Source organism: Leisingera thetidis (assembly GCF_025857195.1).
GTDB classification, from domain to species: Bacteria; Pseudomonadota; Alphaproteobacteria; order Rhodobacterales; family Rhodobacteraceae; genus Leisingera; species Leisingera thetidis.
This window is the reverse complement of record NZ_CP109787.1, coordinates 3,967,176-3,990,155: the sequence shown is the minus strand read 5'-3', so window position 1 is coordinate 3,990,155 and position 22,980 is coordinate 3,967,176. Positions and strand designations below refer to the sequence as shown.

Sequence of the window (22,980 nt, the reverse complement as noted above, 5' to 3'; positions counted from 1 at the left end):
CGGCTGTCCTATCAATCGGTGACCCTGATGCACGAGGCCGCCGGTGGATATCGCAACCCGCGTATACAATCACAAATGGAAGATTGATCCGATCATCCGGTCCCTGATCGACACGGATTTCTACAAGCTTCTGATGTGCCAGTCGGTGTTCCGCAACAAGCCGGACACCACCGTGACCTTCTCGCTGATCAACCGTTCCGCGCATGTGCCGCTGGCCCGGCTGATCGACGAGGGCGAGCTGCGCGAGCAGCTAGATCACATCCGCTCGCTGTCGCTCAGCCGCGGCGAGAGCACCTGGCTGCGCGGCAATACCTTCTATGGCAAGCGGCAGATGTTCCGCCCGGATTTCATGGAGTGGTTCGAAGGCCTGCGCCTGCCGCCCTATCACCTGGAGCGCAAGGGCGACCAGTACGAGCTGACCTTCGAAGGCAAATGGCACGAGGTCATGCTGTGGGAAATCCCGGCGCTCGCGGTGCTGATGGAGCTGCGCAGCCGCGCGGTGATCAACAGCATGGGCCGGTTCGAATTGCAGGTGCTCTATGCCCGCGCGATGACGAAGGTCTGGGAGAAGATCGAGCGCCTGCGCGAAATCGGCGGCCTGACGATCGCCGATTTCGGTACCCGCCGCCGCCATTCCTTCCTGTGGCAGGACTGGTGTGTGCAGGCGATGCTCGAGGGGCTGGGGGACAAATTCACCGGCACCTCCAACTGCCTCATCGCCATGCGCCGTGAGGTGGAGGCGATCGGCACCAACGCGCATGAGCTGCCGATGGTCTACTCGGCGCTGGCCGGCAGCGATGCGGAACTGGCGCAGGCGCCTTATGACGTTCTGTCCGACTGGCACGACGAGCATGAGGGCAATCTGCGCATCATCCTGCCGGACACCTATGGCACCAAGGGGTTTCTGGACCGCGCGCCGGACTGGCTGGCGCGCTGGACCGGCATCCGCATCGACAGCGGCGACCCGGTCAAGGGCGCCGAGGTGGCGATCGACTGGTGGAAGCAGCGCGGCGAGGATCCGGCGGACAAGCGGGTGATCTTCTCCGACGGCCTCGATGTGCAGCAGATCCAGGATCTCCATGCGCAGTTTTCCGGCCGTACCAAGGTCTCGTTCGGCTGGGGCACCCTGCTCACCAATGATTTCCGCGGGCTGGTGCCGGATGACGCGCTGGCGCCGTTCTCGCTGGTCTGCAAGGCCGTGTCCGCCAACGGCCGGCCCACCGTGAAATTGTCGGACAACCCGGAAAAGGCAATGGGCCCGGCGGATGAAATCGCGCGCTACAAACGGGTGTTCGACGTGGGCGAACAGGAACGGCAGGACGTCATCGTCTGAGGCCCTGTTCCGGCGAATTGCCGGGCCGCTCCCGCGCGTTGCCCCTGCTTTGAAAAGCACGGGCGCCCCTTGGGCCCGGCAGGCCGCGCCGAAGGCGCGGCCTGCCCCCTGGCGATGTGCAAGGCACAGCGCAATACCTCTTGCGTCTGACGGACCTAGCCGTGATGCGCCGCGACGGTCTTCAGCTGCGAGAACCCGTAGAGCGCTTCAAAGCCTTTTTCCCTCCCGTGACCGGATTTTCCGACACCGCCAAAGGGCAGCTCCGCGCCGCCGCCGGCCCCGTAGTTGTTGACGAAGACCTGGCCTGCGCGCAGCTTTTTCGCCAGCCGCATCTGGCGGCCGCCGTCGCGGGTCCAGACGCTGGCGACCAGCCCGTAGTCGGTGGCATTTGCAATCCGCAGGGCGTCTTCCTCGGTGCTGAACGGAATCAGCACCTGAACCGGGCCGAAAATCTCGTCCTGCGCCAGCAGATGATCCGGCGGCACATCGGCAAACAGGGTGGGACGCACATAGGCGCCTTCCGGCGGCGCATGAGAGACGATTTCGCCCTGTGCCGCGAGCTGCAGATCCGCCCCCTTGTCCAGAAACCCTTCGACGATCTGCTTCTGCCGGGCCGAAATCAGCGGACCCAGGCGCAGATCTTCCGTGGCCGGCCCCGCCGTCAACTGCCTGTAGGCCGCAGCCATGCGCCGCTTCACCTCATCGTAGACACCGCGCTGCACCAGAATGCGCGAGGACGCCGAGCAGGTCTGGCCGGCATTCTGGATGCCTGCGTTCACCAGGAACGGCAATGCGGCATCCAGATCGGCATCGTCGAACACCAGCTGCGGGGATTTGCCGCCCAGTTCCAGCGTGACGGGCACCACATTGGCGCCTGCTGCCTGCTGCACCAGCGCCCCGGTCCGGACCGACCCGGTAAAGGAGATATGCTGCACGCCCGGGTGCCCCGCCAGCGCCGCTCCGGCCTCGGCCCCAAGGCCCGGCACCACGTTCAGCGCCCCGGCCGGCAGCCCGGCCTCGATCGCGATACGGGCAAAGGCCAGCGCCGTCAGACAGGCTTCCTCGGCCGGCTTCAGCACGCAGGCATTGCCCATCGCCAGCGCCGCGCCGACCGAGCGGCCGATGATCTGCATCGGATAGTTCCAAGGCACGATATGGCCCGTCACCCCGTGCGGTTCGCGCAGTGTATAGACGGTGTAGCCGTCGAGATAGGGAATGGTTTCGCCTGTCACCTTGTCCGCCGCGCCGCCGTAAAATTCACAGTAGCGCGCCAGCGCCAGGGCATCGGCGCGGGCCTGGCTCAGCGGCTTGCCCACATCCAGTGCTTCCAAGGCGGCCAGATCCTCGGCCCGTTCCAGCACCAGCTGGCCGATCCGGGTCAGGATGCGGCCGCGTTCCAGTGCCGTCATGGCGCCCCATTTCCCGTCCAGCGCCGCGCCGGCGGCCTGCACGGCGGCGTCAATCTCGGATGCGCCCCCGCGGGCAATCCGGCAGATCTCGCTGCCGTCGGACGGGTTCACCAGCGGCAGGGTTCCGCCGCCTGCGGCGGGCACCCAGCTGCCGCCGATCAGGCAGAGCGCGGGATCGAACCAGAGGGGATTATGCATGCTGTGAACTCCTTACCAGGTCCGCCTGACCGGGCAGCACGGGGGCGGCGGCGATCAGCTGGCGGGTGTAGGGGTGCCGGGGATTGTCAAAGATGTCTTCCGTTGCGCCCTGTTCGACGATCTCCCCTTTCTGCATCACCAGGCAGCGGTCGGTAATGGTGCGCACCACGCTCAGATCGTGGCTGATGAACAGATAGGTCAGGCTGCAGGCGCCGCACAGCTCCGCCAGCAGGTCGAGGATGCGGGCGCGGACCGAGACGTCGAGAGCAGAAACCGCCTCGTCAAAGATGATCAGCTCGGGCCGGGTGATCAGCGCGCGGGCAATGGCGACGCGCTGGCGCTGTCCGCCGGAGAACTGGTGAATGTATTTCCCGGCATCGTCAGGCTGCAGCCCGACGGCAGACAGGGTTTCGGCAATCAAATCGGACCGTTCGCTGCCGGCGGGCGGGTTCTCCAGCGTGTGAAAGGGCTCGGTAATCAGCCGCTCCACCCGGTGGCGCGGATTGAAGCTGCCGTAGGGGTCCTGGAACACCACCTGCATCTTGCGCCGGACTGCCGGGCTGAGCCCGGTCGACACGGGCGCTCCATCGAGCAGGATGTCCCCGCCCTGCAGCGGCTCCAGCCCCAGAATCGCCCGCGTCAGGGTCGATTTTCCGCAGCCGGACTCCCCCACCAGCCCCAGCCGCTCGCCGCGATTCAGGGTAAAAGAAACATCATTGACGGCGCGGAATGTGCCGGGTCTGGAGAACAGCGAGTCGCGCGGCGTCTGGTAGTCGCGGATGGCCCCCCTGACCTCCAGCAGCGGGACCGGCGGCGGCGGCTCCGGCAGCGCTACCTGATGGTTCGAAGCCGCAAACAGCATCCGGGTATAAGGATGGCGCATGTTGCGCAGCAGCCGGCTGGTATCACCAGTCTCCACCACCTCGCCATGCCGCATCACCACGATCCGGTCGGCCAGCCTGGCCACTACCGCCAGGTCATGGGTGATGATCAGCAGCCCCATGCCGTAGTCCTGCACCAGGTCCCGCAGCAGGTCGAGGATCTGCGCCTGGGTGGTCACGTCCAGCGCGGTCGTCGGCTCATCGGCAATCAGCAGTTTCGGGCGCAAGGCGATGGCCATGGCGATCACCACCCGCTGGCGCTGGCCGCCCGACAGCTCGTGCGGGTAGCGGGTCAGGGGGAACCGGTCCGGCGGCAGCCCGACCCGCTCCAGCATCTCCTGCGCACGGGCTTCGGCATCGGCGCGCGGCACCGCCTGGTGGATCAGGATGGTCTCCATCACCTGCTCGCCGATGGTCTTGACCGGGTTCAGCGCCGTCATCGGCTCCTGGAACACCATGCCGATGGACTGGCCGCGGATGGCGCACATCTGCGCCTCGCTCTGCTCCAGCAGCTGGGTGCCGTCCAGCGTGATGTATCCCTTGCACGTTGCCAGATCCGGCAGCAGCTGCATCACTGCCAGCGCCGTCATCGACTTGCCGGAGCCGCTTTCGCCGGTGACGGCCACGATCTCGCCGGGTCCGATATGAAAGGAGACATCCTTCAGCACCGGAAAGGCGCCGATCGTGAGCGACAGGCTGGTGACGTCCAGCAGGGTCATGCGCGGGCCACTCTCAGCTTGGGATCCAGATGATCGCGCAGCCCGTCGCCCAGCAGGTTCAGGCCCAGCACGGTGAGGATGATGGCGCAGCCCGGCACCAGCGCCAGATGCGGAGCAAAGCTGACCATGGTCTGCGCATCGGCCAGCATCCGGCCCCAGCTGGGGGCCGGCGGCTGGGCGCCAAGCCCGACATAGGACAGCCCCGCCTCGGCCAGGATGCCCAGCGAAAACTGGATGGTGCCCTGCACGATCAAGAGGTTCGCGATGTTGGGCAGGATATGCTCGGCAGAGATGCGGGCGGCGTTCTTGCCCGCTACGCGGGCGGCCAGGATGAACTCCCGCTGCCACCAGGACAGCGCCGCGCCGCGGGTGACGCGGGCAAAGACCGGGATGTTGAAGATGCCGATGGCGATGATCGCGTTCACGGCGCCGGCCCCCAGCACCGCGGTGATCAGGATGGCAATCACCAGCGACGGGAAGGCAAAGATCAGGTCATTGCCGCGCATGATCAGCTCATCCAGCCACGACCCCTTGCGCGCCGCCGCCGCCAGACCCAGCGGCACCCCCGCGCCCATGCCGATGCCGACCGCCACCAGCGCCACCGCGATGGAGGTGCGGGCGCCGACCATGATCATCGACACCAGATCGCGCCCGAAATGGTCGGTGCCCAGCCAGTGCTGCGCGTTGGGCGTCTGCAGCTTGGCGGGGATGTTCATCGCGGTGTGATCGAAGGGCGTCCACAGGAACGACACCGCCGCTGCCAGCAGCACCAGCGAGGACAGCAGGCCGCCGATGAGCAGGTTGCGGGTCATGTCCGGCTCCTAAGGCGCGGATCCACCAGCGCATAGGCCAGATCGACCAGGAAATTCACCGTGATGACGGCAAAGACCAGCAGCATCACCACCGATTCCACCACGATCAGATCCCGCGCGGAAATCGCCTGGAACACCAGCCGCCCGAGGCCGGGCAGGTAGAACACCTGCTCGATGATGATGGCGCCGGCAAGCAGGAAGGAAAACTGCAGCCCGATGATCGTCAGCACCGGGATCAGCGCGTTGCGCACCCCGTGCCGCCACAGCGCCTGGCGCCGGGTCAGCCCCTTGGCGCGGGCCGTGCGGATGAAATCTTCGTCCAGGATGTCGAGCAGGGAGGAGCGCATCACCCGGGTCAGGATCGCCGCCTGCGGCAGCGCCAGCGCGATGGCGGGCAGGGTGAGCGCATGCAGCCCGGCCCAAAGCCCGGCCTCCCAGCCCGGAAACCCGCCGGCCCCGAACCAGCGCAGGTTGATGGCAAAGACCAGCACCAGCATCATCGCAAACCAGAAATTCGGCACTGCCACGCCCAGCTGGGTGGCGCCGGTCACCGCCATGTCGCCCGGCTTGCCGCGGCGGGCAGCAGCATAGATGCCTGCCGGAAAGGCGATCAGGGTCGACAGCGCCAGCGCGTAAATCGCCAGCGGCAGCGACACCCACAGACGGTCGGCGATCATCCCGGCAACCGGCGTGCGGTAGGTGTAGGAGGTGCCGAAATCCCCGCTCAGCATCCCCCCGGCCCAAGCGAGGTAGCGCGCGGCCTTGCCCTGGTCCAGCCCCAGCTCGGCCCGCAGGGCCGCGACGGTATCGGCCTGCGCGTTGACCCCCAGCATGAAGGAGGCGGGATCACCCGGCGCCACCTCTACGACAAGGAAGATGACCAGCGAGGCAGCGGCCAGGCTGAGGATCAGCGACAGGAGGCGTTTCAGGGTGTAACGCAGCATGGCCGCCACGTTAGGAGCGTGCAGCCGCGCGGTCCAGAGGGAAGCGGGCAATGCGCCCCATGAGGGCAAAATTCCGTCCCGTTCCCAGCGGGTTGAGGGGGACAGGACCGGACTTTGCGCGGGTATCGCACGGCCCCTGCAGGCCGGACAGGCCTTTCTGGGTGTTTCCGGGCGGCGGCTTCCGCAGGACGGGTGAATTCGTCTATGACTGTTTCATGCTGGCACGTCCCCTGTTCATCGGATCGGAAATCTACCGCGGGTCGTCCTACGGGCGCACGCACCCCTTGCGGGTGCCGCGGGTTTCGACCGTGATGGACCTGTCGCGGGCGCTGGGCTGGCTGCCGGATGAGGTCTATGTCAACTCCCCGCGGGCGAAGCCGGCAGCGCTGACCGCCTGGCACACCCCGGAATATGTCGCGGCGCTGCAGGCGGCAGAGGCCGCGCAAGCGGTGAGTGAAGAGGTGCGGGCGCGGCATCATCTGGGCACCATCTCCAACCCGGTTTTTACGGAAATCTTCCGCCGCCCCGCCACCGCAGCGGGCGGGTCGATCCTCGCAGGGGAGCTGCTGGCAAAGGGCGGCATCGTCTACAACCCGGCGGGCGGCACCCATCACGGGATGCCGGACCGGGCCAACGGGTTCTGCTATCTGAACGATCCCGTGCTGGCGATGCTGTCACTGCGCCATAACGGAGCGCGGCGCATCGCCTATGTGGACATCGACGCGCATCACGCCGACGGGGTGGAGCATGGCTTTGCCGGTGATGCGGACATGCTGATGATCTCCGTGCATGAGGAAAACCTGTGGCCCAAGACCGGGCGGCTGGAGGCGGACGCGGGCGGCTCCGCCCTGAACCTGCCGGTGCCGCGCGGCTTCAACGATGACGAGATGGCCTTCATCCGCGAGGAACTGATCCTGCCCGCGGTCGCGGCATTTGCGCCGGATGCCATCGTGCTGCAATGCGGGGCGGATGCGGTGACAGAAGATCCGCTGCCGCATCTGGACCTGTCCAACAACGCCCATTGGGCGGTGGTGCGGGCGCTGATGGGGATGGCGCCGCGGTATCTGGTTTTGGGCGGGGGCGGCTACAACCCGTGGTCGGCGGGGCGGCTCTGGACTGGAGTCTGGGCCGCGCTGAACGGGTTCGATGTGCCGGCAAGGCTGCCAGCGGCGGGCGAGGGCGTTCTGCGCGGGCTGGAGTTCACCGGCCACCGGATGGGCCGCAATCCGCCAGAACATTGGTTCACCACCCTCCGGGACCAGCCGCGCGGCGGGGAAGTGCGGCACAAGATCCGGGAGCGGGTGGCCTATCTGCGGGCAAGACGGGGGCTGTGATGCCCGGCCTGGCGGCCGGGCGAAAAAGTTTAAACAGGCTTTACTCCGCCCAGCTGAGCGCGCTCAGGTCGATGGCGGCGGTGGGGGCATTCTCCCACAGCCCTTGCAGCCCGGCCTTGGCGACGCCCAGCTTGGCCAGCTGGAACAGGTAGCCGTTGACGTACTCCGCCGCGAGCATCTCCTGCGCCTCCTGCAGCAGCGCGGTGCGGCTGTCCGGATCAGTGGTGGTGTCCAGCCGGGCCATCAGCTCCTGAAAGGCACTGCTGTCGTACTGGAAGTAGTAATCGGGCCGCCCGTAGATGCCGATGTCCATCGGCTCGGTGTGGCTGACGATGCTCAGGCCGAAATTCTTGCCGCGGAACACCGTCTCCAGCCATTGCGCCCATTCCACATTGATAATCTCGGCCTTGATCCCCACCGCGGCCAGCTGCGCGGCAACAATCTCGCCGCCGCGGCGGGCGTACGACGGCGGCGGCAGGTGCAGGGTGGTCTCGAAACCCTCGGCAAGGTCGGCTTCAGCCAGCAGCGCCTTGGCCTTTTCCGGATCATAGGAGGACGTGCCGGTCAGATCCTTGTAGGCCGGGTTATGCGGCGCGAAATGGGTGCCGATCGGGGTTCCGTAGCCGAACATCGCGCCGTCGATGATGGCCTGCCGGTCGATGGCATGGGCCACGGCCTGGCGCACCCGGATATCGTCAAACGGCGGCTGCTTGTTGTTGATGGACAGGATCGTCTCGCCCTCGGTGGAGCCGACCAGCACCTGGAACCGCGGATCGGCCTCGAACTGCGGCAGGTTTTCCGGCGCCGGGAAGTTGTCGAAGGCGTCGATATCCTCCGCCATCATCGCGGCAAAAGCGGCGGTGGGGTCCGAGATGAACTTGAAGGTGGCCGAGGCCAGCGCCGGCTGCTCCCCCCAGTAATCGGGGTTGCGGGCCAGGGTGATGCGGTCGCCCTGCACCCATTCCTGGAACGTGTAGGCGCCGGTGCCGACAGGGTGTGTCTTGATGTCGTCAATGCTTTCGGGGGCCACGATCACCGCGTCGCCCCAGGCGAGGTTGAACAGCAGGCTGCCATTCGGCGCCGCCAGCGTGATCCGCACGGTCTGCGGGTCCACCGCATCGACTGACATGATCCCCTCGAACAGCGCCTTCTGCGCGTTGGTGCTGTCTTCGGCGCGGGCGCGGTCGAGCGAGAATTTCACGTCTTCCGCATCCATCGCGCTGCCGTCGTGAAAGGTGACGCCGTCGCGCAAGCGGAAGGTATAGACGGTGCCGTCTTCGGAAATTTCCCAGCTTTCCGCCAGCCCCGGCACCACAGAACCATCGCCCATGAACCGGGTCAGCCCCTCGAAGATATTGCTGTAGACCACCGAGTCGATGGCCTGCGCCGCGGCACTGGTCGGGTCCAGATGCGGCGGTTCCAGCTGCAGGGCGATGATGGCGCTGTCCTTGGCCCAGGCGCTACCTGCGGCCAGCGCCAGCGCGGAACCGGCCGCAAGAACAAGTGATCTCAATGCCATTGGAAAACTCCCCATGTACAATATGCGGGCCGGAAACGGCGCCTATTGGAAACGAGTTTCCCTGTTTCCCAAGCGTAATCAAGGGCGGGCGGCATTTCGCGCACTGGAAGCACGCCGCGTTAATTGGTAATCCGTGCGCCATTCGAACCGCGGACAGGACACCATGAGCGCAACAGCCAAGAAACAGGCGCCCAACGCCGAAGACATCCGGGCCCGCAAGGGCGGCACGCCTTTGGTGAGCCTTACCGCCTATACCACGCCGATGGCGCAGCTGATGGACAAGCATTGCGACTTTGTCCTGGTCGGCGACAGCGTCGGCATGGTGCTGCACGGGCTGACGTCTACCCTGGGCGTGACGATGGAGATGATGATCCTGCACGGCCAGGCGGTGGCGCGCGGCCTCAGCCAGGCCATGCTGGTCATCGACATGCCGTTTGGCTCCTATGAGGAAAGCCCGCAGCAGGCCTTCCGCAATGCTGCCCGGCTGATGGCCGAAACCGGCTGCGCCGCAGTCAAGCTGGAAGGCGGCGTCGAGATGGCGGAGACCATCCGCTTCCTGGTCAAGCGCGGCATCCCGGTGATGGCGCATATCGGCCTGACGCCGCAGTCGATCAACACGCTGGGCGGATACAAGGTGCAGGGCCGCGATACCCAAGGGGAGGCGGTGCTGGCGGACGCCCGTGCGGTGGCGGAGGCCGGGGCGTTCTCGGTGGTGCTGGAAAAGGTGCCGCAGAAACTGGCCGACAAGATCACCGCCGAGGTGGCGATTCCCACCATCGGCATCGGCGCCTCTGCCGGCTGCGACGGGCAGATCCTGGTGGTCGATGACATGCTGGGCTTCTTCTCCGCCTTCAAGCCGAAATTCGTGAAACGCTACGCCGATCTTGGCCCGCTGGCCGAGGCCGGCATTGCCGAATACGCCGCCGAAGTACGCGCCCGCAGCTTCCCGGCGGCGGAACATGTCTTTGCCGATCAGGCGCCCTCCAAAGGATGACTTCCGATATGACTGCTCCTATCCTGCGCCGCCTGCCGGACCTGCGCGCCAAGACGGCAGAGTGGCGCCGCGCCGGTGAAACCATTGCCGTGGTGCCCACCATGGGGGCGCTGCACGCGGGCCACCTGTCGCTGGTGGCGGCGGCCAAGGACGCCTGTGACCGCGTGATGGTCACCATCTTCGTGAACCCTAGGCAGTTCAACAGCCCGGAAGACCTGGCAAACTATCCCCGCACCGAGCACGAGGACGCGGACAAGCTTGCGCCCTTCGGTGTCGATTTGATCTATGTCCCGGACCCGGACCAGATCTACCCGGACGGCTATGCCACCAATGTCTCGGTCGGCGGCAGCATCACCGAGGTGATGGAAGGCCCTTTCCGCCCCGGCCATTTCGATGGCGTGGCGACGGTTGTGGCCAAGCTGTTCCTGCAAACCAGTGCGGACAAGGCGTTCTTCGGCCAGAAAGATTACCAGCAGCTGATGGTGGTCACCCGGATGGCACGGGATCTGGACATCCCCATCAGGGTGATCGGCTGCGAGACAGTGCGCGAGGCTTCGGGGCTTGCCATGTCCTCGCGCAACCTGCTGCTGTCGGAGCGCGCGCTGGCAAAGGCCGCTGCCCTGAATGCAGCAATGCGGGAGGCCGCGGCCAAGGCGTCGGCCGGGGAGGCTTGGCCGCCGCTGGAAGCGGCCGCGCGGCAGGCGCTGGCGGAGGCCGGTTTCGGCGACGTCGAATACTTTGATCTTCGCTGCGCGGAAACCCTGCAGGCGCTCGGCACGCCGTCCAAACCCGCCCGTCTGCTGGCCGCCGCCTGGATGGACGGCGTCCGGCTGATCGACAATATCGAAGTTCCACAACTAAATTTTTAGTAGGGACTGGTAGCGATAGCACCTTTGCGTTTATTGTCCCCGGTCAGAGGAGACTGGAGGGCAACAGATGACCTATATTCTGGCAATTGATCAGGGCACCACGTCGACCCGGGCAATCCTGTTTGATGCGGGAATGCGGGTCGCGGGCACCGCGCAGCAGGAATTCACCCAGCATTACCCGCAAGCGGGCTGGGTCGAGCATGACCCGGAGGAGATCTGGGAGACCACCGTAGCCGTCTGCCGCAAGGCGATGGCGGACCTGGATGTCTCCGCTTCGGACATCGCGGGCATCGGCATCACCAACCAGCGCGAAACCACCGTGGTCTGGGACAGGGCCACCGGCAAAGCCATTCACAACGCCATTGTCTGGCAGGACCGCCGCACCGCCGCCATCTGCGAGGCGCTGCGCAAGGCGGGACATGAAGAAATGGTCACTGACCGCACCGGGCTGCTGCTTGATCCCTATTTCTCCGGCACCAAGGTGAAATGGATCCTCGACACCGTTCCGGGCGCGCGCAGCCGGGCCGCGACGGGGGATCTTCTGTTCGGCACCATCGATACCTTCCTGATCTGGCGCCTCACGGGCGGCGCGTCCCATGCGACCGACGCCACCAACGCGGCGCGCACGCTGATGTATGACATCCGCAAGGGCCGCTGGAGCCGCACCATCAGCGACCTCCTGGAGGTGCCGCAGCAGATGCTGCCGGAGGTAAAGGACAGCGCTGCAGAGTTCGGCGTGACCGATCCGCGGATCCTGGGCGGCGCGATCCCGATCCTGGGCGCGGCCGGCGATCAGCAGGCCGCCACCATCGGCCAGGCCTGTTTCCAGCCGGGGATGATGAAATCCACCTATGGCACCGGCTGTTTTGCCCTTCTGAACACCGGCGATGCGCCGGTGGTGTCCAAGAACCGGATGCTGACCACCATTGCCTATCAGCTGGACGGCAAGCCGGCGTTTGCGCTGGAAGGCTCGATTTTCATTGCCGGTGCCGCGGTGCAATGGCTGCGCGACGGTTTGGGGATCATCGAACAGGCCTCGCAATCGGGGGAGCTGGCGCTGCGGGCCGATCCGGGTCAGGACGTGATCCTGGTGCCCGCCTTCACCGGTCTTGGCGCGCCTTACTGGCAGCCGGATTGCCAGGGGGCGGTCTTTGGCCTCACCCGCAACTCGGGCCCTGCGGAATTTGCCCGCGCCGCGCTGCAAAGCGTCGCCTACCAGACCCGCGATCTCTATGAGGCGATGCGCGCCGACTGGGAGGACGACAGCCACCACACTGTGACCCTGCGAGTCGACGGCGGCATGAGCGCCAGCGACTGGACGATGCAGAGCCTCTCGGATCTTCTGGGCGCTGCCGTTGACCGCCCGGTGATGCAGGAAACCACCGCGCTGGGCGCCGCCTGGCTGGCGGGGATGCGGGCCGGGATCTATCCGGATCAGGCGGGGTTTGCAGAAACCTGGAAGCTCGACCGCCAGTTCACCCCGATGATGCAGCCCGAGGTCCGCGAAGCGGCCTATGCCCGCTGGCAGCGCGCGGTGCAGGCGGTGATCGGAGTGTGACACAGCGGGCGGGCGGCTCCCGCCTGTTCAGCCCCATTCAAAGAATGTGCCTTCGCAGTTGGGCCCGGCGCCGCGCTTCGCGCGGCGCTTCTCCATACTGAAAAGCCATCGGATATGCGCCCGGCCGTCCGCGCGTTCAGGAACACCGCGCTGCTGGTGCGGCGGCTGAGGCGGACCTTGGCCCGCGGCCGGCCGCATGCGCACGCCGCCCGGCAGGGCGGCGCCGGGCCCAAGGCTTGCCGCGGCATCTTTGATGCGGCGGCACAGGCGCGGGAGCGCTCCGTCAGCCGATGCGCGCACCGGGCGGGATGGTGCTCGGCCGGGCATTCAGGCCGCTGATGGAAAAACCGGCGATGGATTTGTACTTGGCGGCATGGGCCGCCAGATCCTCCTGCGGGAGCACCTGGCCGATGTCCCGGAAGTCTCCGCCGCAAAGGTCTTCGACCCGCTGCAGGATGGCATCCGGACCGCCGCCCGCGCGGTTGGCGAGACCCACGGCGGTGGTCAGCGGCCGCACGTCAGCTTCGTAAGCCCTGAGGGCGCCGGCGTTCAGCCCGTGCTCCAGCAGCTTCGCCCCGATCACCCTGGCATCCACGATGGCCTGGCTCGCCCCGTTGGAGCCCACCGGATAGGTCGGATGCGCCGCATCGCCCATCAGCGTCACATTGCCCGCTGTCCAGGTCGTCAGCGGGTCGCGGTCCACCATCGGATATTCATAGACCGTCTCCGCCCCGCGGATCAGGGCCGGCACGTCGATCCAGCCGAACCGCCAGCTTTGGAAATCCGGCAGGAACTCGCTGATATCCGCGGGCCGGTTCCAGTCTTCCTTGCGCCAGGCCGCGGAAGGATCAAAACGCTTCTCCGCAATCCAGTTCATTTCCGCCCGCCCGCCGGGGCCGGGCGCCGAGATCGGATAGGCCACCAGCCGCAGATGGTCATGGCCGATCATCGCCATCGCCGCGCCGCCCTTGAATTCCGGCGCGCGGGTGGTGGCGCGCCACAGGATGCGGCCGTTCCAGACCGGGGCGCCCTCGTCCGGCACCATCTGCGCGCGCACGGCGGAGTGAATGCCATCGGCCGCCGCCGCCAGCCGTCCTTCGATCCGCTGTCCGCCCTCCAGCCGCAGCGCCGCGCCGCTGCCGGTGGACTCAAAACCAAGGACCCGCGCCCCGGTGCTGAGGCAGCTTGGCCCGGCGCGTTCCATCAGGGCCCGGAACAGCATCATCTGCAAGGCGCCCCGGTGCACCGAATACTGCGGCCAGGCATAGCCCGCCCAGGTGCCGCGCGGCTCCTCCCAGATTGGTTTGCCCAGCTTGCTGTAAAACCCCAGCTGGCGGGTTTTCACCCCGATGGCATCCAGGTCCCGCGCCAGTCCCAGGTCATGAAGCTCCCGCACCGCATTGGGCTGCAGGTTGATGCCCACGCCCAGCGGCTTCAGCTTCCGGACGGTCTCGAAGATATGGAAGGGCACGCCGGTCTGATGCAGGGTGAGGCCGAGTGCCAGGCCGGCAATGCCGCCGCCGGCGATGAGAATGGTCATAGTAAGCATGCCTCCTAATATTCCGGGCAGATAACCACAGCCTGCAGGCTGGAGCAACTGGATGCGGAGGCAGGCGGAAGGGCGGGGGGCCGGTTCAGCCCCGGCCGGCGATGATCAGGTCGGGTCCGAAAATCACATCGGCATAGGTGTGCAGGTAGATCTTGAGCCAGGGGGTGAACCGTTCGGGGTGGCGGCTGACTTCGGCAAGCAGATCGTGGTAGTCAACCCAGCGGGTTTCCATCACCTCATCCGGGTTGGGGGCGATCTTCAGGGGCCGGTGCACATGGGCCAGAAAGACGTCGACCGCCTCATGCTCAACCAAGCCGTTGCCGACGTCGGCGCGGTATTCCAGGTGGTGGCGGAATTCCGGGTACAGCCCGGTAATTCCCAGCTCCTCCTGCATCCGCCGCACCGCGCAGGCCGAGGGCTGCTCCTCCCACATCGGGTGGGTGCAGCAGGTGTTCGCCCAGAGGCCGGGGGTGTGGTACTTGCCCATCGCCCGGCGCTGCATCAGGATTTCCACGCCTTTCACCACAAAGACGGAGACCGCCTTGTGCTTCAGCCCGCGCTCATGCGCGGCCAGCTTGTCCACCGGTGTCAAATCGCCGTTCACCCAGGCGGGGATCATGTGGCTCATGCTGTGTCCGTGACGGTTTTTCTGGCGCGGCCTGCCGCAAATGCGATGACCTGGCTCCCACCGCTAACGCCTGCAGGCTGCGAAAGCAATTACGCGAAAAGCCGCGGCGAAAATGCCGCGGCTTTGATGCAGTGCTGCCGGCAATCCGGGCGTTATTCGGAGACCGCTTCCGCGCTGTCTTCGGTGGCGGCGTCCCCGGCCGGAGCCGGGCCGTGGCTGGCCAGGAAGGCAAAAATGTCCTCGCCGCCCTTTTTCAGGCGGAACGACATTTTCGACTTGGCCTTGGCGTTGCCGGTTTCGGCCTGCAGGAATTTCTTGGGGTCGGTGGTGAAGGCGACGAATTTCTCTTCGTCCCAGGTGAGGCCGGCTTCGCCCGCGGCGGCCAGGTCGTCGCTGTAGTTGAAATCCTCCAGGCTGCCGGCGGTGCGGCCGGCCAAGCCCCACAGGTTGGGGCCGGTCTTGCCGCCCTTGACGATCACGTCACCGGCATCGGAGGTGATGGTGTGGCAGGATTTGCATTTGTTGAACCCCTTCTCGCCGGCTTCCGGGTCGCCTTCGGCAAAGGCGGGGGCGGCGAGGAGGCCGAAAACGGCGGCGGTTACGAGAGGTTTCATGTTGCTTGCTCCGGTTTCTGAGTTGGCACGTGTGACTCATGATCCAATAGCCGGCAGTGTCAACCGGCAGTTTGACGCGCATCAACGTCCCGGCGGAAAGTTGCGGCCGTTCAAGGCGCTGCCCAGCAGGGCAGCAGGTCGCCCGGTTCCGGCCGGGCGTGATAGACGGCGCGGGCGATGGCGCGGCTCAGGCACAGGGCGGCGGCATGGCAGAGCGGGCCGAGGCCCGCGTCCGGCTGGGCCAGGGCGCGGGCACCGGTGCTGGCGGCAAACACCAGGTCGCCGTCGCCGGGTGCATGGGCCGGAACGATGGCGCGGCCGATGCCGTCATGGGCGGCCGTGGCCAGGCGCTGGCATTGCGCCTTGGTGAGGGCGGCATCGGTGGCGACGATGGCAATGGTGGTGTTGGCGTGCTCCGCAGGCAGGGCCGCACCGCCCAGTGTCTGCATGGCGGCCAGCTTGCGGCTGTCCAGGCTGCGGCCCAGCCCGGCAGAGGGGTCGGGGCCGAGACCGCCGTACTCGCCGCCGATTTCATACGGGGCGGCCCAGAAGTGCCGCTCTCCGGGCGTGGTGACGGCGCCCATCGGATTGGCGGCCACCAGCGCGCCCACGGTCACGCCGCTGTCCAGCACCAGCGAGGCCGAGCCGAGCCCGCCCTTGAGCATGGCGGTCAGGGCACCGGTGCCTGCGCCGGACGAGCCGAGGGCAAACGCCTCTGCCGCGCCGTCAAAGGCTGCCCGGCCAAGCGCACGGTAGGGGTTCTGCTCCCAGTCTTTCCGGCCGCCGTTCAGCAGATCGAACAGGATTGCGCCCGGCACCAGCGGCACCCGCGCCGGGCCGGCCGGAAAGCCGCGGCCCTTGGCGCGCAGCGCATCCATCACCCCGGAACAAGCATCGAGCCCGAAGGCCGAGCCGCCGGACAGCACCAGCGCGTCGATTCTGGCCACCGATTTGTCCGGTGCCAGCAGATCCGTCTCCCGGGTGCCCGGTGCGCCGCCCATCACATGCACCGCGGCGGTGAAGGGGCTGTCTGATGTCAGCACGGTTGTGCCGGATTTCAGCGTGGCATCCTGGGCATTGCCGACAAGGATGCCGGGCACGTCGGTGATCAGATTCCGGGGGCCGGGGATCATAACAAGCAGTCCTTCGCGTGGCCGAAGCGCGCTGGCGCGCGCTGCCTCCGGCGGGAGTATTTCTGCAAAGGTGAAAACGCTGGCGTCATATCCGCGGCTTGGGGGCTGCGGTTGCCGGATCGCCGGTGTTCGGCTCGCCCTTGGGTTCGATCAGCAGCACCTTGCATTCCTGTTCGGCGCGGGGGCGGTGGCTGGCGCCCTTGGGGACCACGAGCAATTCGCCCGCGCGGACGGTTTGCGGCGGCTGGCCTGCGATGTCCATCACCATTTCACCGTCAAGGACCAGGAAGAAATCATCGGTGTCCGGGTGGTGGTGAAACGGGAACTCGCCCTGGAACTTCACCACCATCACGTCGTTGCCATTGTAATCCGCCACCACATGCGGGTCCCAATGGCTGGAGAAGTGCCCGAGTTTTTCCGCCAGGTTCACGGTCTTCATATGCAGCGCCCTCCGTCCACTTCCATTGCAACGCCGGTCACCATGCCGGCCTCGTCCGAGCACAGGAAGCAGGCGGCGTTGCCCATGTCCTCAGGCGTGGAAAACCGGCCGATCGGGATGGTCGACAGGAACTTGGCGCGGATTTCCGGGGTATCTTCGCCCATGAAGGATTTCAGCAGCGGGGTTTCCCCCGCCACCGGGTTGATCGCGTTGACCCGCACGCCGTGGGGGGCGAGTTCGATTGCCATGGTCTTGGTCGCGGTGATCATCCAGCCCTTGGAGGCATTGTACCAGTTGAGGCTGGGGCGCGGCGAAACGCCGGCGGTGGAGGCGACATTCAGGATCGCGCCGGACTTGCGCGCCTTCATGTGCGGAACCAAGGCGCGGGCGGTCAGGTAGACGGATTTCATGTTTACCCGCATCACCCGGTCGAAATCGTCTTCGCTGATGTCCTCCAGCGGCGCGGGCAGATGGGTGACACCGGCGTTGTTGACCAGGATGTCGAGATGCCCGAAGGCCCGCAGCGCGGCCTCGGCCATCGCATCGACCGAGTCACCCTCGGAAACATCCACCGCCTGCGCCAGGACGCTGCCGCCCAGCCCGGCAGCCATCTCCTGCGCCGCGGCCCCGTTGATATCGGCAATCATCACCCGGGCGCCTTCGGCCAGGAACTTGCGCGCAATGCCTGCGCCAAACCCCGAAGCGCCGCCGGTCACGATGGCGGTTTTCCCGTCCAGCCGCATGATCTGATCCTCCCGGTTGTCTGGCGCCAGCATGGGCCGGTCAGGCCGCGGGTGCAATCCGCCGGATCAATCCGGGTCGATTTTACCGCGCGTCGCTTTCAGGCCGCCGCGCTGCTTCTTGGCCTCCAGCCGCCGCTTGATGGACCCGCGGGTGGGTTTGGTGGCGATGCGCCGCTTGGGCGCCACCAGCGCCTTGCGCACCAGGTCCGCCAGCCGCTCGCGCACGATCTCGCGGTTCCTTTGCTGCGACCGGGTCTCGTCGCATTGCAGCAGGATCGCGCCCTCCTTGGTCCAGCGGCGGCCCGCCAGCCGTTTCAGCCGGTTCTTGACTGCGGGCGCCAGCGCCGGCGAGCGCGCCGCCTCGAACCGCAGCTCGACCGCGGTCGCCACCTTGTTCACATTCTGCCCGCCGGGGCCCGAGGCGCGGATGAAGCTCTCGGTGATTTCCCAGTCCTGCAGGGTGATTTGCTCGTTGATGCGGATCATGGCTCTTTATGAAACGCGCTTTACGAAATCGAAAGGGCTGTTCCACACGCGGGGAACAGCCCTTCGAGATGATAGGAGGTGCACCGGTTAGGTCAGCACCAATTCAGGGGTCTATACGTACCAAGGGCTGCCTCGGCCGCACTCCTTCTGAACTGTTCCGGCACTGCTCTCCATAGCTTCTCTAGACAATGGGCACCTCCTTTCTGATGTTTCGTGTGCCCCCAGCCTGCCACAGATTCGGTTAATGTCAAAACAAAATCATGTGGTCTTTTTGGTCAGTTTACGCACGATGATGCGGAAAGGCACAAGTGCGGCCAGGGCAAGCGTCAGTTTCACCAGCCAATCGGCAAATGCCAGGGAAACCCAATACGGCACAACCGGCCCCTGTCCGATCAGCGGCAGCATGTCTCCCGCCCAGGAGACGTCGTTGGCCGGCTCCAGCCCGCGCAGGGAGACGGAAAAGGCCACGGTAAAGAAGATGGCAGTGTCCGCCGAAGAGCCGATCAGGGTGGAGGCCAGCGGCGCACGCCACCATTTTCCCTCGCGCAGGGCGGCAAAGACCGCGATATCCAGCATCTGTGCCGTCAGGAAGGCCAGGCCGGAGCCAAGCGCAATCCGCAGGGTGACGGCCGGATAGGTGAAGCCGTCGCCCTGCAGCATGATCCGGGTGCCGATCAGCGAGCAGATCACCCCGGTGATGAACCCGGCCAGCACCACCTTGCGCGCAGCGGCGGCGCCGTAGACCCGGTTCATCACATCGGTGACCAGAAAGGCGGCCGGGTAGGTGAAGGCGCCCCATGTCAGCCACTGGCCGAACAGGAATTGCACCAGGACGTTGGAGGCCAGCACCACGGCGGCCATGGCAAGGATGCCGGGAATATGCGTGCGGGTCATGGGTCGGATCCGTTTGTTTCGGGGCGCGCAGACGCAGTCCGCGGCAGCAAAAGACCGGCCCCTTTAAAATGTTCCGGCCTCAAGGGCAAGTTGTCCGGTTTCAGGAAAGGCTCCCGCCCGCTCGCGGTGCATTCGGCGAACGCCCCCTCCCGGTTGGGCGTGGCGCCGCTGGCGCGGCGCGGGCGCCTGCGGTCAGCGGGGCAGGGCGTATTCCACCAGCTCGGTGCGCTGCAGCGGCAGGAAATTGTCGTCCGACACCATGGTGGCGCGCAGGCGCCCGGTGTCATCGGCCCAGACCGACAAGCCCTCAAGGTTGTCGTGGGTGCCGGGGCCGGTCTGCAGCAGGATGGCTTCCTTCACCGGGCCTGCGGCGGTGATGTCCCAGCGGCGCAGGCGGCTGCGGAAACCGAGCAGGGTGAAGTCGCGCTCCAGCAGGTAGAACCGGCCGTCGGGGCCGAAGTCGGCATCCACCGGCAGGAAGTTGCCCTCGGGCGGCAGGCTGAAGGGGCGCGACCAGCGGCGGCCGTTCCAGCGCCACACCGGGATCTGCCCGTGTGTGTCCAGCGCCCGTTCGGGCAGGGTGTAAAGATGCCCGCGGGAATCGATTGCCAGGGTTTCCAGCGATTTGTTGGGCGGCAGCCTGCGGAAGGCCTTGGGGCGCGGCAGCACCTTGGCGCGGCCTTGCGCGGTGCGGTAGCGGGCGACACGCGCAGCTCCTTCGAAGGAGATGTAGCGGCTGCCGTCCGCGGCCACGGCCAGGCCCTCACTGTCGCCGGACCGCCCCTTAAGCGGTTTGCCGGTGGAGGCGCGCAGGCCATGGGCGCTTTGGGCCGTGACACCGGTAATGGCGCCCCGGCTGCGTTGGATCTGCGCTGCCACCAGCGTCGCGCGGTCGCTGAGCACGGTCATGGACCTGCCGCCGTCGCTGAGATCGAGCGCCGAAAACCCGCCGAACCACGGCTGGTTCAGCTTCCAGGTATAGCTGCCGAGGTACCGCGCCTTGCCAGCCGCTGCCGGGGGGCGGTTGGCCGCATAGGCGGCGGCGGCCAGTCCGGCAGCCGCCGCCAGGGCCAGGGTCAGTTGGATTGCAGAACGGAGGCGCATTGCTTGGGCAGGTCCGAAAGGGTGTAGTCCCGCCGCGGTTTAGGCCTTGGCGCGTTGGGGTCAACCGGTTTCGGCGGCGGCGGGTTCAGGATGTTGTTCACCCACTGCTGCGCCTCGGCGCAGCCGTCGCCCTTGGGCGGCGCGGCCTGATCGACACAGCCGCGCGCGCCGCGCGGGCAGGCCAGCCGCACATGGAAGTGGTAGTGGTGCCCCCACCAGGGCCGGATCTTGCGCAGCCAGCGGCGGTCGCCCTTCTCGTCATTGCACATCTGCACCTTGGCGCCGGGAAAGACAAAGATCCGCGCCACCCGCTTGTCCTGGGCCGCGGCCTTGAGGATCTCGTGGTGCGCCCGCGTCCAGCCCGCGTTCACATAGGCGCCCTTGGCCCGGCGCATGGAGATCGAGGAGATGTTCTCGCGCGCACTGCGGCTGAGGTTCAGCCGGTCCGGCGGCCGCATCCAGATGTCGATATCCAGGCCGATCTGATGGCTGCGGTGGCCCGACAGCATCGGCCCGCCGCGCGGCTGGCTGATGTCGCCGATGTAAAGCCCCTTCCAGCCGCGCTGCCTGGCGGCAAACCGGCTGAGATCCTGAACAAAATCAATTGCTGCGGGGTGGCCCCAGTTGCGGTTGCGGCTCAGCCGCATCGCCTGCCAGGTGGGGCCGGTTTCGGGCAGCTGGGCCGCACCGGCAACACAGCCCTTGGCGTAGGAGCCGAACGGCGCGGGGCGCTGCTGCGAGGCGCTGGGCTTGGCTCCGAACAGGGCCTTGGCGGGGGTTTGTGCGCTTGCCGGACTACAGAAACCCGCAACCGCTAAACAAAAGGCAAGTAACAGTCTCAACCCTGATCTCCTTCTCCTTGAACCCAGAATAACAGTATCAATCCGATCAGAAACAGCCCGATCACCGGGGCAATCCCCAGCCGGGCGCTGCCCGTCACCGTGGTGGCGGCGCCGATCAGCGCCGGGGCCAGAAAGGCCGTTGCGCGGCCCGACAGGCCATAAAGGCCAAAGCTCTCGGTGGCGTCCGCGGGGCTGGTGTGGCGCACCATCAGGCTGCGGCTGGCCGCCTGCAGGATGCCGCCGAAGCCGCCGATCAGCACGCCGCAGCCGAAGAACACCGCATCCGGCAGCGTCGAGCCTTCGGCCAGCGGGATGCCGAAAATCTGGTCGCGCGACATGCTGACGATAACCAGGCAGACAAAGGCCAGGATCAGGATCGAGGCGATGATCACCGGTTTCGGGCCCAGCCGCCGGTCCGCCTTGCCGCCGAGCCAGCTGAACAGGGTGGCTGCCAGCGCCGCGACAATGCCGAACACGCCGATCTGGGTGATCTCCCACTCCAGCACCAGCTTGGCGTAGACACCGCCAAAGCCGTACAGCCCGTTGAGCGCGTCGCGGTAGAACATCGAAGACCCCAGGTAGGTCGCCAGGCTCAGCCGGTGGCGCAGGCCGGAGACCAGCTTGACCACCATCTGCCAGGCCTTGCCCGGGCTGGCCTTCCGGCCGGTGGCACCGCGGTCCTTCACCCACAGGAAATAGGGGATCATGAAGACGGCAAACCAGACCGCGGTAAAGGGGCCGACGGCGCGGGTGCCCTCCTTTGCCTCCGGATCCAGGCCGAAGGCCGGGCTGAGGCCGATCAGCGTCCTGCCGGAACTTTGCTCGACAAACAGCAGCAGCATGATGAACAGCGCAATCACCCCGCCGAGATAGCCGAAGGCAAAGCCCGACCCGGAGATGTCGCCCACATCCTCGCGGCTGGCGAGCGTGGGCAGCTGCGCATTGACAAAGATCAGCGCGAATTCGGCGCCGATGAAGCCAAAGCCGAAGCTGACCAGCATCCACCACAGGTTGCTGCCCGCGGGATCCATGTGCCACAGCCCCCAGGCACCGATCAGATACATCAGTGAAAACATCATGATCCACGGCAGACGGCGGCCGGTGATATCGGCCATCGCCCCCAGGAACGGCGCGCCGAAGCCGATGATCAGCCCGGTCACGGTCAAACACATCGACCAGATGGTCTGCGCCTGCGCCTTGGCGGCCTCGTCCGCCAGGCCTTCGGCCATGAAATACTCCGCCGCAACGGCGGCAAAGAACGGGCTGAACACAAAGGTGACCAGCAGTGTCTGATAAGGCTGGCTGGCCCAGTCGAAGAACCACCATCCCCAGATCCGCTTGCGCGTGGAAACCTGCTGCATGCCCGGCCTCTTGTTATTGTTGCCTTCAGGTATGGCAGGCGGGCAGGGGCCTAGGCAAGCCCGTCCTGCATCGGCGGCCAGGGGCGGCCGGCATCCGCCCGGCACCAGTCCTTGATCCAGCCGGGCAGCTCGGGCGAGGCCGCGGTGTCCTGCCCCAGCGCCGCCAGCACCTTGGCCGGCGGCACGATGCCGTTGCGGTCCGTCACCGCCGTGCGCAGCATCACATGGCTGGCGCAGTCGCCGTTTTTCTTCCACATCGACTGCTCGACATAGATGAAGCGGTCATCCCAGCCCGCGGCGCGGCTGCGCATCTCGAACCGCTCGAACCCGCGGATGCGGCGGCGGTAGCGCACCGAGGATCCCGCCACCGTCAGCCCCCAGCGGTTCCTTTTCAGCGCGCCGATCAGCCCGGCCCGCTGTGCCAGCATGGTGCGGCCCAGGTCATACAGCGTCATGGTGCGGCCGTTGTTCAGCTCCATCCACATGTCCAGGTCCCAGGGCCAGCAGATGTGATGCGAGACATGCAGCCCGGTGATCGGCAGCCGCTCCATCCGGCTGGCCAGAACGGTATCCTTGATCAGGCGGAAAATCGGGTACATCGGCGCGCGCTCCTTGAT

22 protein-coding genes are annotated in these 22,980 nt (G+C 66.6%); 5 read left to right on the top strand and 17 right to left on the bottom strand.

Going from position 1 to position 22,980, the window contains the following annotated elements:
* Positions 1 to 43 precede the first annotated feature (43 nt).
* Positions 44 to 1,333, top strand: coding sequence for a nicotinate phosphoribosyltransferase (gene pncB, locus OKQ63_RS19185; RefSeq protein ID WP_264211618.1), 1,290 nt, complete (start codon positions 44 to 46; stop codon positions 1,331 to 1,333).
* A gap of 155 nt (positions 1,334 to 1,488) precedes the next feature.
* On the opposite strand, the gene OKQ63_RS19180 is transcribed toward pncB, so the two are convergent.
* Genes OKQ63_RS19180 through OKQ63_RS19165 form a run of 4 tightly spaced genes read right to left on the bottom strand, consistent with a single transcriptional unit; the run spans position 1,489 to position 6,296 of the window.
* Positions 1,489 to 2,940 carry an aldehyde dehydrogenase family protein gene (locus OKQ63_RS19180; protein WP_264211617.1) on the bottom strand — a complete coding sequence of 484 codons (1,452 nt, stop codon included), beginning with the start codon at positions 2,938 to 2,940 and terminating at the stop codon, positions 1,489 to 1,491.
* Positions 2,933 to 4,540, bottom strand: coding sequence for an ABC transporter ATP-binding protein (locus OKQ63_RS19175; protein WP_264211616.1), 1,608 nt, complete (start codon positions 4,538 to 4,540; stop codon positions 2,933 to 2,935). Before OKQ63_RS19175 ends, OKQ63_RS19180 begins: the two co-directional genes overlap by 8 nt.
* Positions 4,537 to 5,352: an ABC transporter permease gene (locus OKQ63_RS19170; RefSeq protein ID WP_264211615.1), complete on the bottom strand. Its 816-nt coding sequence runs from the start codon at positions 5,350 to 5,352 to the stop codon at positions 4,537 to 4,539. The genes OKQ63_RS19175 and OKQ63_RS19170 overlap by 4 nt, the downstream gene beginning before the upstream one ends.
* Positions 5,349 to 6,296 (bottom strand): ABC transporter permease, encoded by a 948-nt coding sequence (locus OKQ63_RS19165; RefSeq protein WP_264211614.1) that lies wholly within the window; start codon positions 6,294 to 6,296, stop codon positions 5,349 to 5,351. The genes OKQ63_RS19170 and OKQ63_RS19165 overlap by 4 nt, the downstream gene beginning before the upstream one ends.
* Before the next feature lie 215 nt (positions 6,297 to 6,511).
* Between OKQ63_RS19165 and OKQ63_RS19160 the strand changes: the two genes are divergently transcribed.
* Positions 6,512 to 7,630, top strand: a complete 1,119-nt coding sequence (locus OKQ63_RS19160; RefSeq protein ID WP_264211613.1) for an acetoin utilization protein AcuC — start codon at positions 6,512 to 6,514, stop codon at positions 7,628 to 7,630.
* 40 nt (positions 7,631 to 7,670) lie between these two features.
* On the opposite strand, the gene OKQ63_RS19155 is transcribed toward OKQ63_RS19160, so the two are convergent.
* Positions 7,671 to 9,149 (bottom strand): ABC transporter substrate-binding protein, encoded by a 1,479-nt coding sequence (locus OKQ63_RS19155; RefSeq protein WP_264211612.1) that lies wholly within the window; start codon positions 9,147 to 9,149, stop codon positions 7,671 to 7,673.
* A 163-nt stretch (positions 9,150 to 9,312) separates the two neighbouring features.
* On the opposite strand from OKQ63_RS19155, the gene panB reads away from it, so the two are divergent.
* The 3 genes from panB to glpK all read left to right on the top strand — a co-directional run bounded on the left by panB (position 9,313) and on the right by glpK (position 12,570).
* Complete coding sequence (gene panB, locus OKQ63_RS19150) at positions 9,313 to 10,143, top strand: 3-methyl-2-oxobutanoate hydroxymethyltransferase (RefSeq protein ID WP_264211611.1); 831 nt, start codon at positions 9,313 to 9,315, stop codon at positions 10,141 to 10,143.
* An 8-nt stretch (positions 10,144 to 10,151) separates the two neighbouring features.
* Complete coding sequence (gene panC / locus OKQ63_RS19145) at positions 10,152 to 11,012, top strand: pantoate--beta-alanine ligase (RefSeq protein ID WP_264211610.1); 861 nt, start codon at positions 10,152 to 10,154, stop codon at positions 11,010 to 11,012.
* Positions 11,013 to 11,079: 67 nt separating this feature from the next.
* The gene (glpK, locus tag OKQ63_RS19140; RefSeq protein WP_264211609.1) at positions 11,080 to 12,570 is read left to right on the top strand and encodes a glycerol kinase GlpK; all 1,491 of its coding nucleotides are present in this window, start codon (positions 11,080 to 11,082) and stop codon (positions 12,568 to 12,570) included.
* Positions 12,571 to 12,853: 283 nt separating this feature from the next.
* Here the strand turns inward: glpK and OKQ63_RS19135 are convergent, their stop codons facing one another.
* From OKQ63_RS19135 to OKQ63_RS19080, 12 genes are all read right to left on the bottom strand, one after another.
* Entirely contained in the window at positions 12,854 to 14,110 is a 1,257-nt protein-coding gene (locus OKQ63_RS19135; protein ID WP_264211608.1) for a flavin-dependent oxidoreductase, read from the bottom strand.
* 94 nt (positions 14,111 to 14,204) lie between these two features.
* Positions 14,205 to 14,747 carry an isopentenyl-diphosphate Delta-isomerase gene (gene idi, locus OKQ63_RS19130; protein ID WP_264211607.1) on the bottom strand — a complete coding sequence of 181 codons (543 nt, stop codon included), beginning with the start codon at positions 14,745 to 14,747 and terminating at the stop codon, positions 14,205 to 14,207.
* Between the two features lie 152 nt (positions 14,748 to 14,899).
* Entirely contained in the window at positions 14,900 to 15,361 is a 462-nt protein-coding gene (locus tag OKQ63_RS19125) for a c-type cytochrome (protein WP_264211606.1), read from the bottom strand.
* Positions 15,362 to 15,471: 110 nt separating this feature from the next.
* Positions 15,472 to 16,494, bottom strand: coding sequence for a P1 family peptidase (locus OKQ63_RS19120; RefSeq protein ID WP_264211605.1), 1,023 nt, complete (start codon positions 16,492 to 16,494; stop codon positions 15,472 to 15,474).
* Positions 16,495 to 16,579: 85 nt separating this feature from the next.
* Positions 16,580 to 16,933, bottom strand: a complete 354-nt coding sequence (locus OKQ63_RS19115) for a cupin domain-containing protein (RefSeq protein ID WP_264211604.1) — start codon at positions 16,931 to 16,933, stop codon at positions 16,580 to 16,582.
* A complete protein-coding gene (locus tag OKQ63_RS19110) occupies positions 16,930 to 17,676 on the bottom strand; it encodes an SDR family oxidoreductase (protein ID WP_264213956.1) in 747 nt (248 codons plus the stop codon). Before OKQ63_RS19110 ends, OKQ63_RS19115 begins: the two co-directional genes overlap by 4 nt.
* Positions 17,677 to 17,742: 66 nt before the next feature.
* On the bottom strand, positions 17,743 to 18,162 hold the full coding sequence (arfB, locus tag OKQ63_RS19105) for an alternative ribosome rescue aminoacyl-tRNA hydrolase ArfB (RefSeq protein WP_264211603.1): 420 nt from the start codon (positions 18,160 to 18,162) through the stop codon (positions 17,743 to 17,745).
* A gap of 258 nt (positions 18,163 to 18,420) precedes the next feature.
* Positions 18,421 to 19,056, bottom strand: coding sequence for a queuosine precursor transporter (locus OKQ63_RS19100; protein WP_264211602.1), 636 nt, complete (start codon positions 19,054 to 19,056; stop codon positions 18,421 to 18,423).
* 192 nt (positions 19,057 to 19,248) lie between these two features.
* A complete protein-coding gene (locus OKQ63_RS19095) occupies positions 19,249 to 20,160 on the bottom strand; it encodes an esterase-like activity of phytase family protein (protein WP_264211601.1) in 912 nt (303 codons plus the stop codon).
* Positions 20,133 to 21,002, bottom strand: coding sequence for a penicillin-insensitive murein endopeptidase (gene mepA, locus OKQ63_RS19090; RefSeq protein WP_434086020.1), 870 nt, complete (start codon positions 21,000 to 21,002; stop codon positions 20,133 to 20,135). Before mepA ends, OKQ63_RS19095 begins: the two co-directional genes overlap by 28 nt.
* Positions 20,999 to 22,363: an MFS transporter gene (locus tag OKQ63_RS19085; protein WP_264211600.1), complete on the bottom strand. Its 1,365-nt coding sequence runs from the start codon at positions 22,361 to 22,363 to the stop codon at positions 20,999 to 21,001. Before OKQ63_RS19085 ends, mepA begins: the two co-directional genes overlap by 4 nt.
* A 50-nt stretch (positions 22,364 to 22,413) precedes the next feature.
* Complete coding sequence (locus OKQ63_RS19080) at positions 22,414 to 22,962, bottom strand: acyl-CoA thioesterase (RefSeq protein ID WP_264211599.1); 549 nt, start codon at positions 22,960 to 22,962, stop codon at positions 22,414 to 22,416.
* Positions 22,963 to 22,980: the final 18 nt, after the last annotated feature.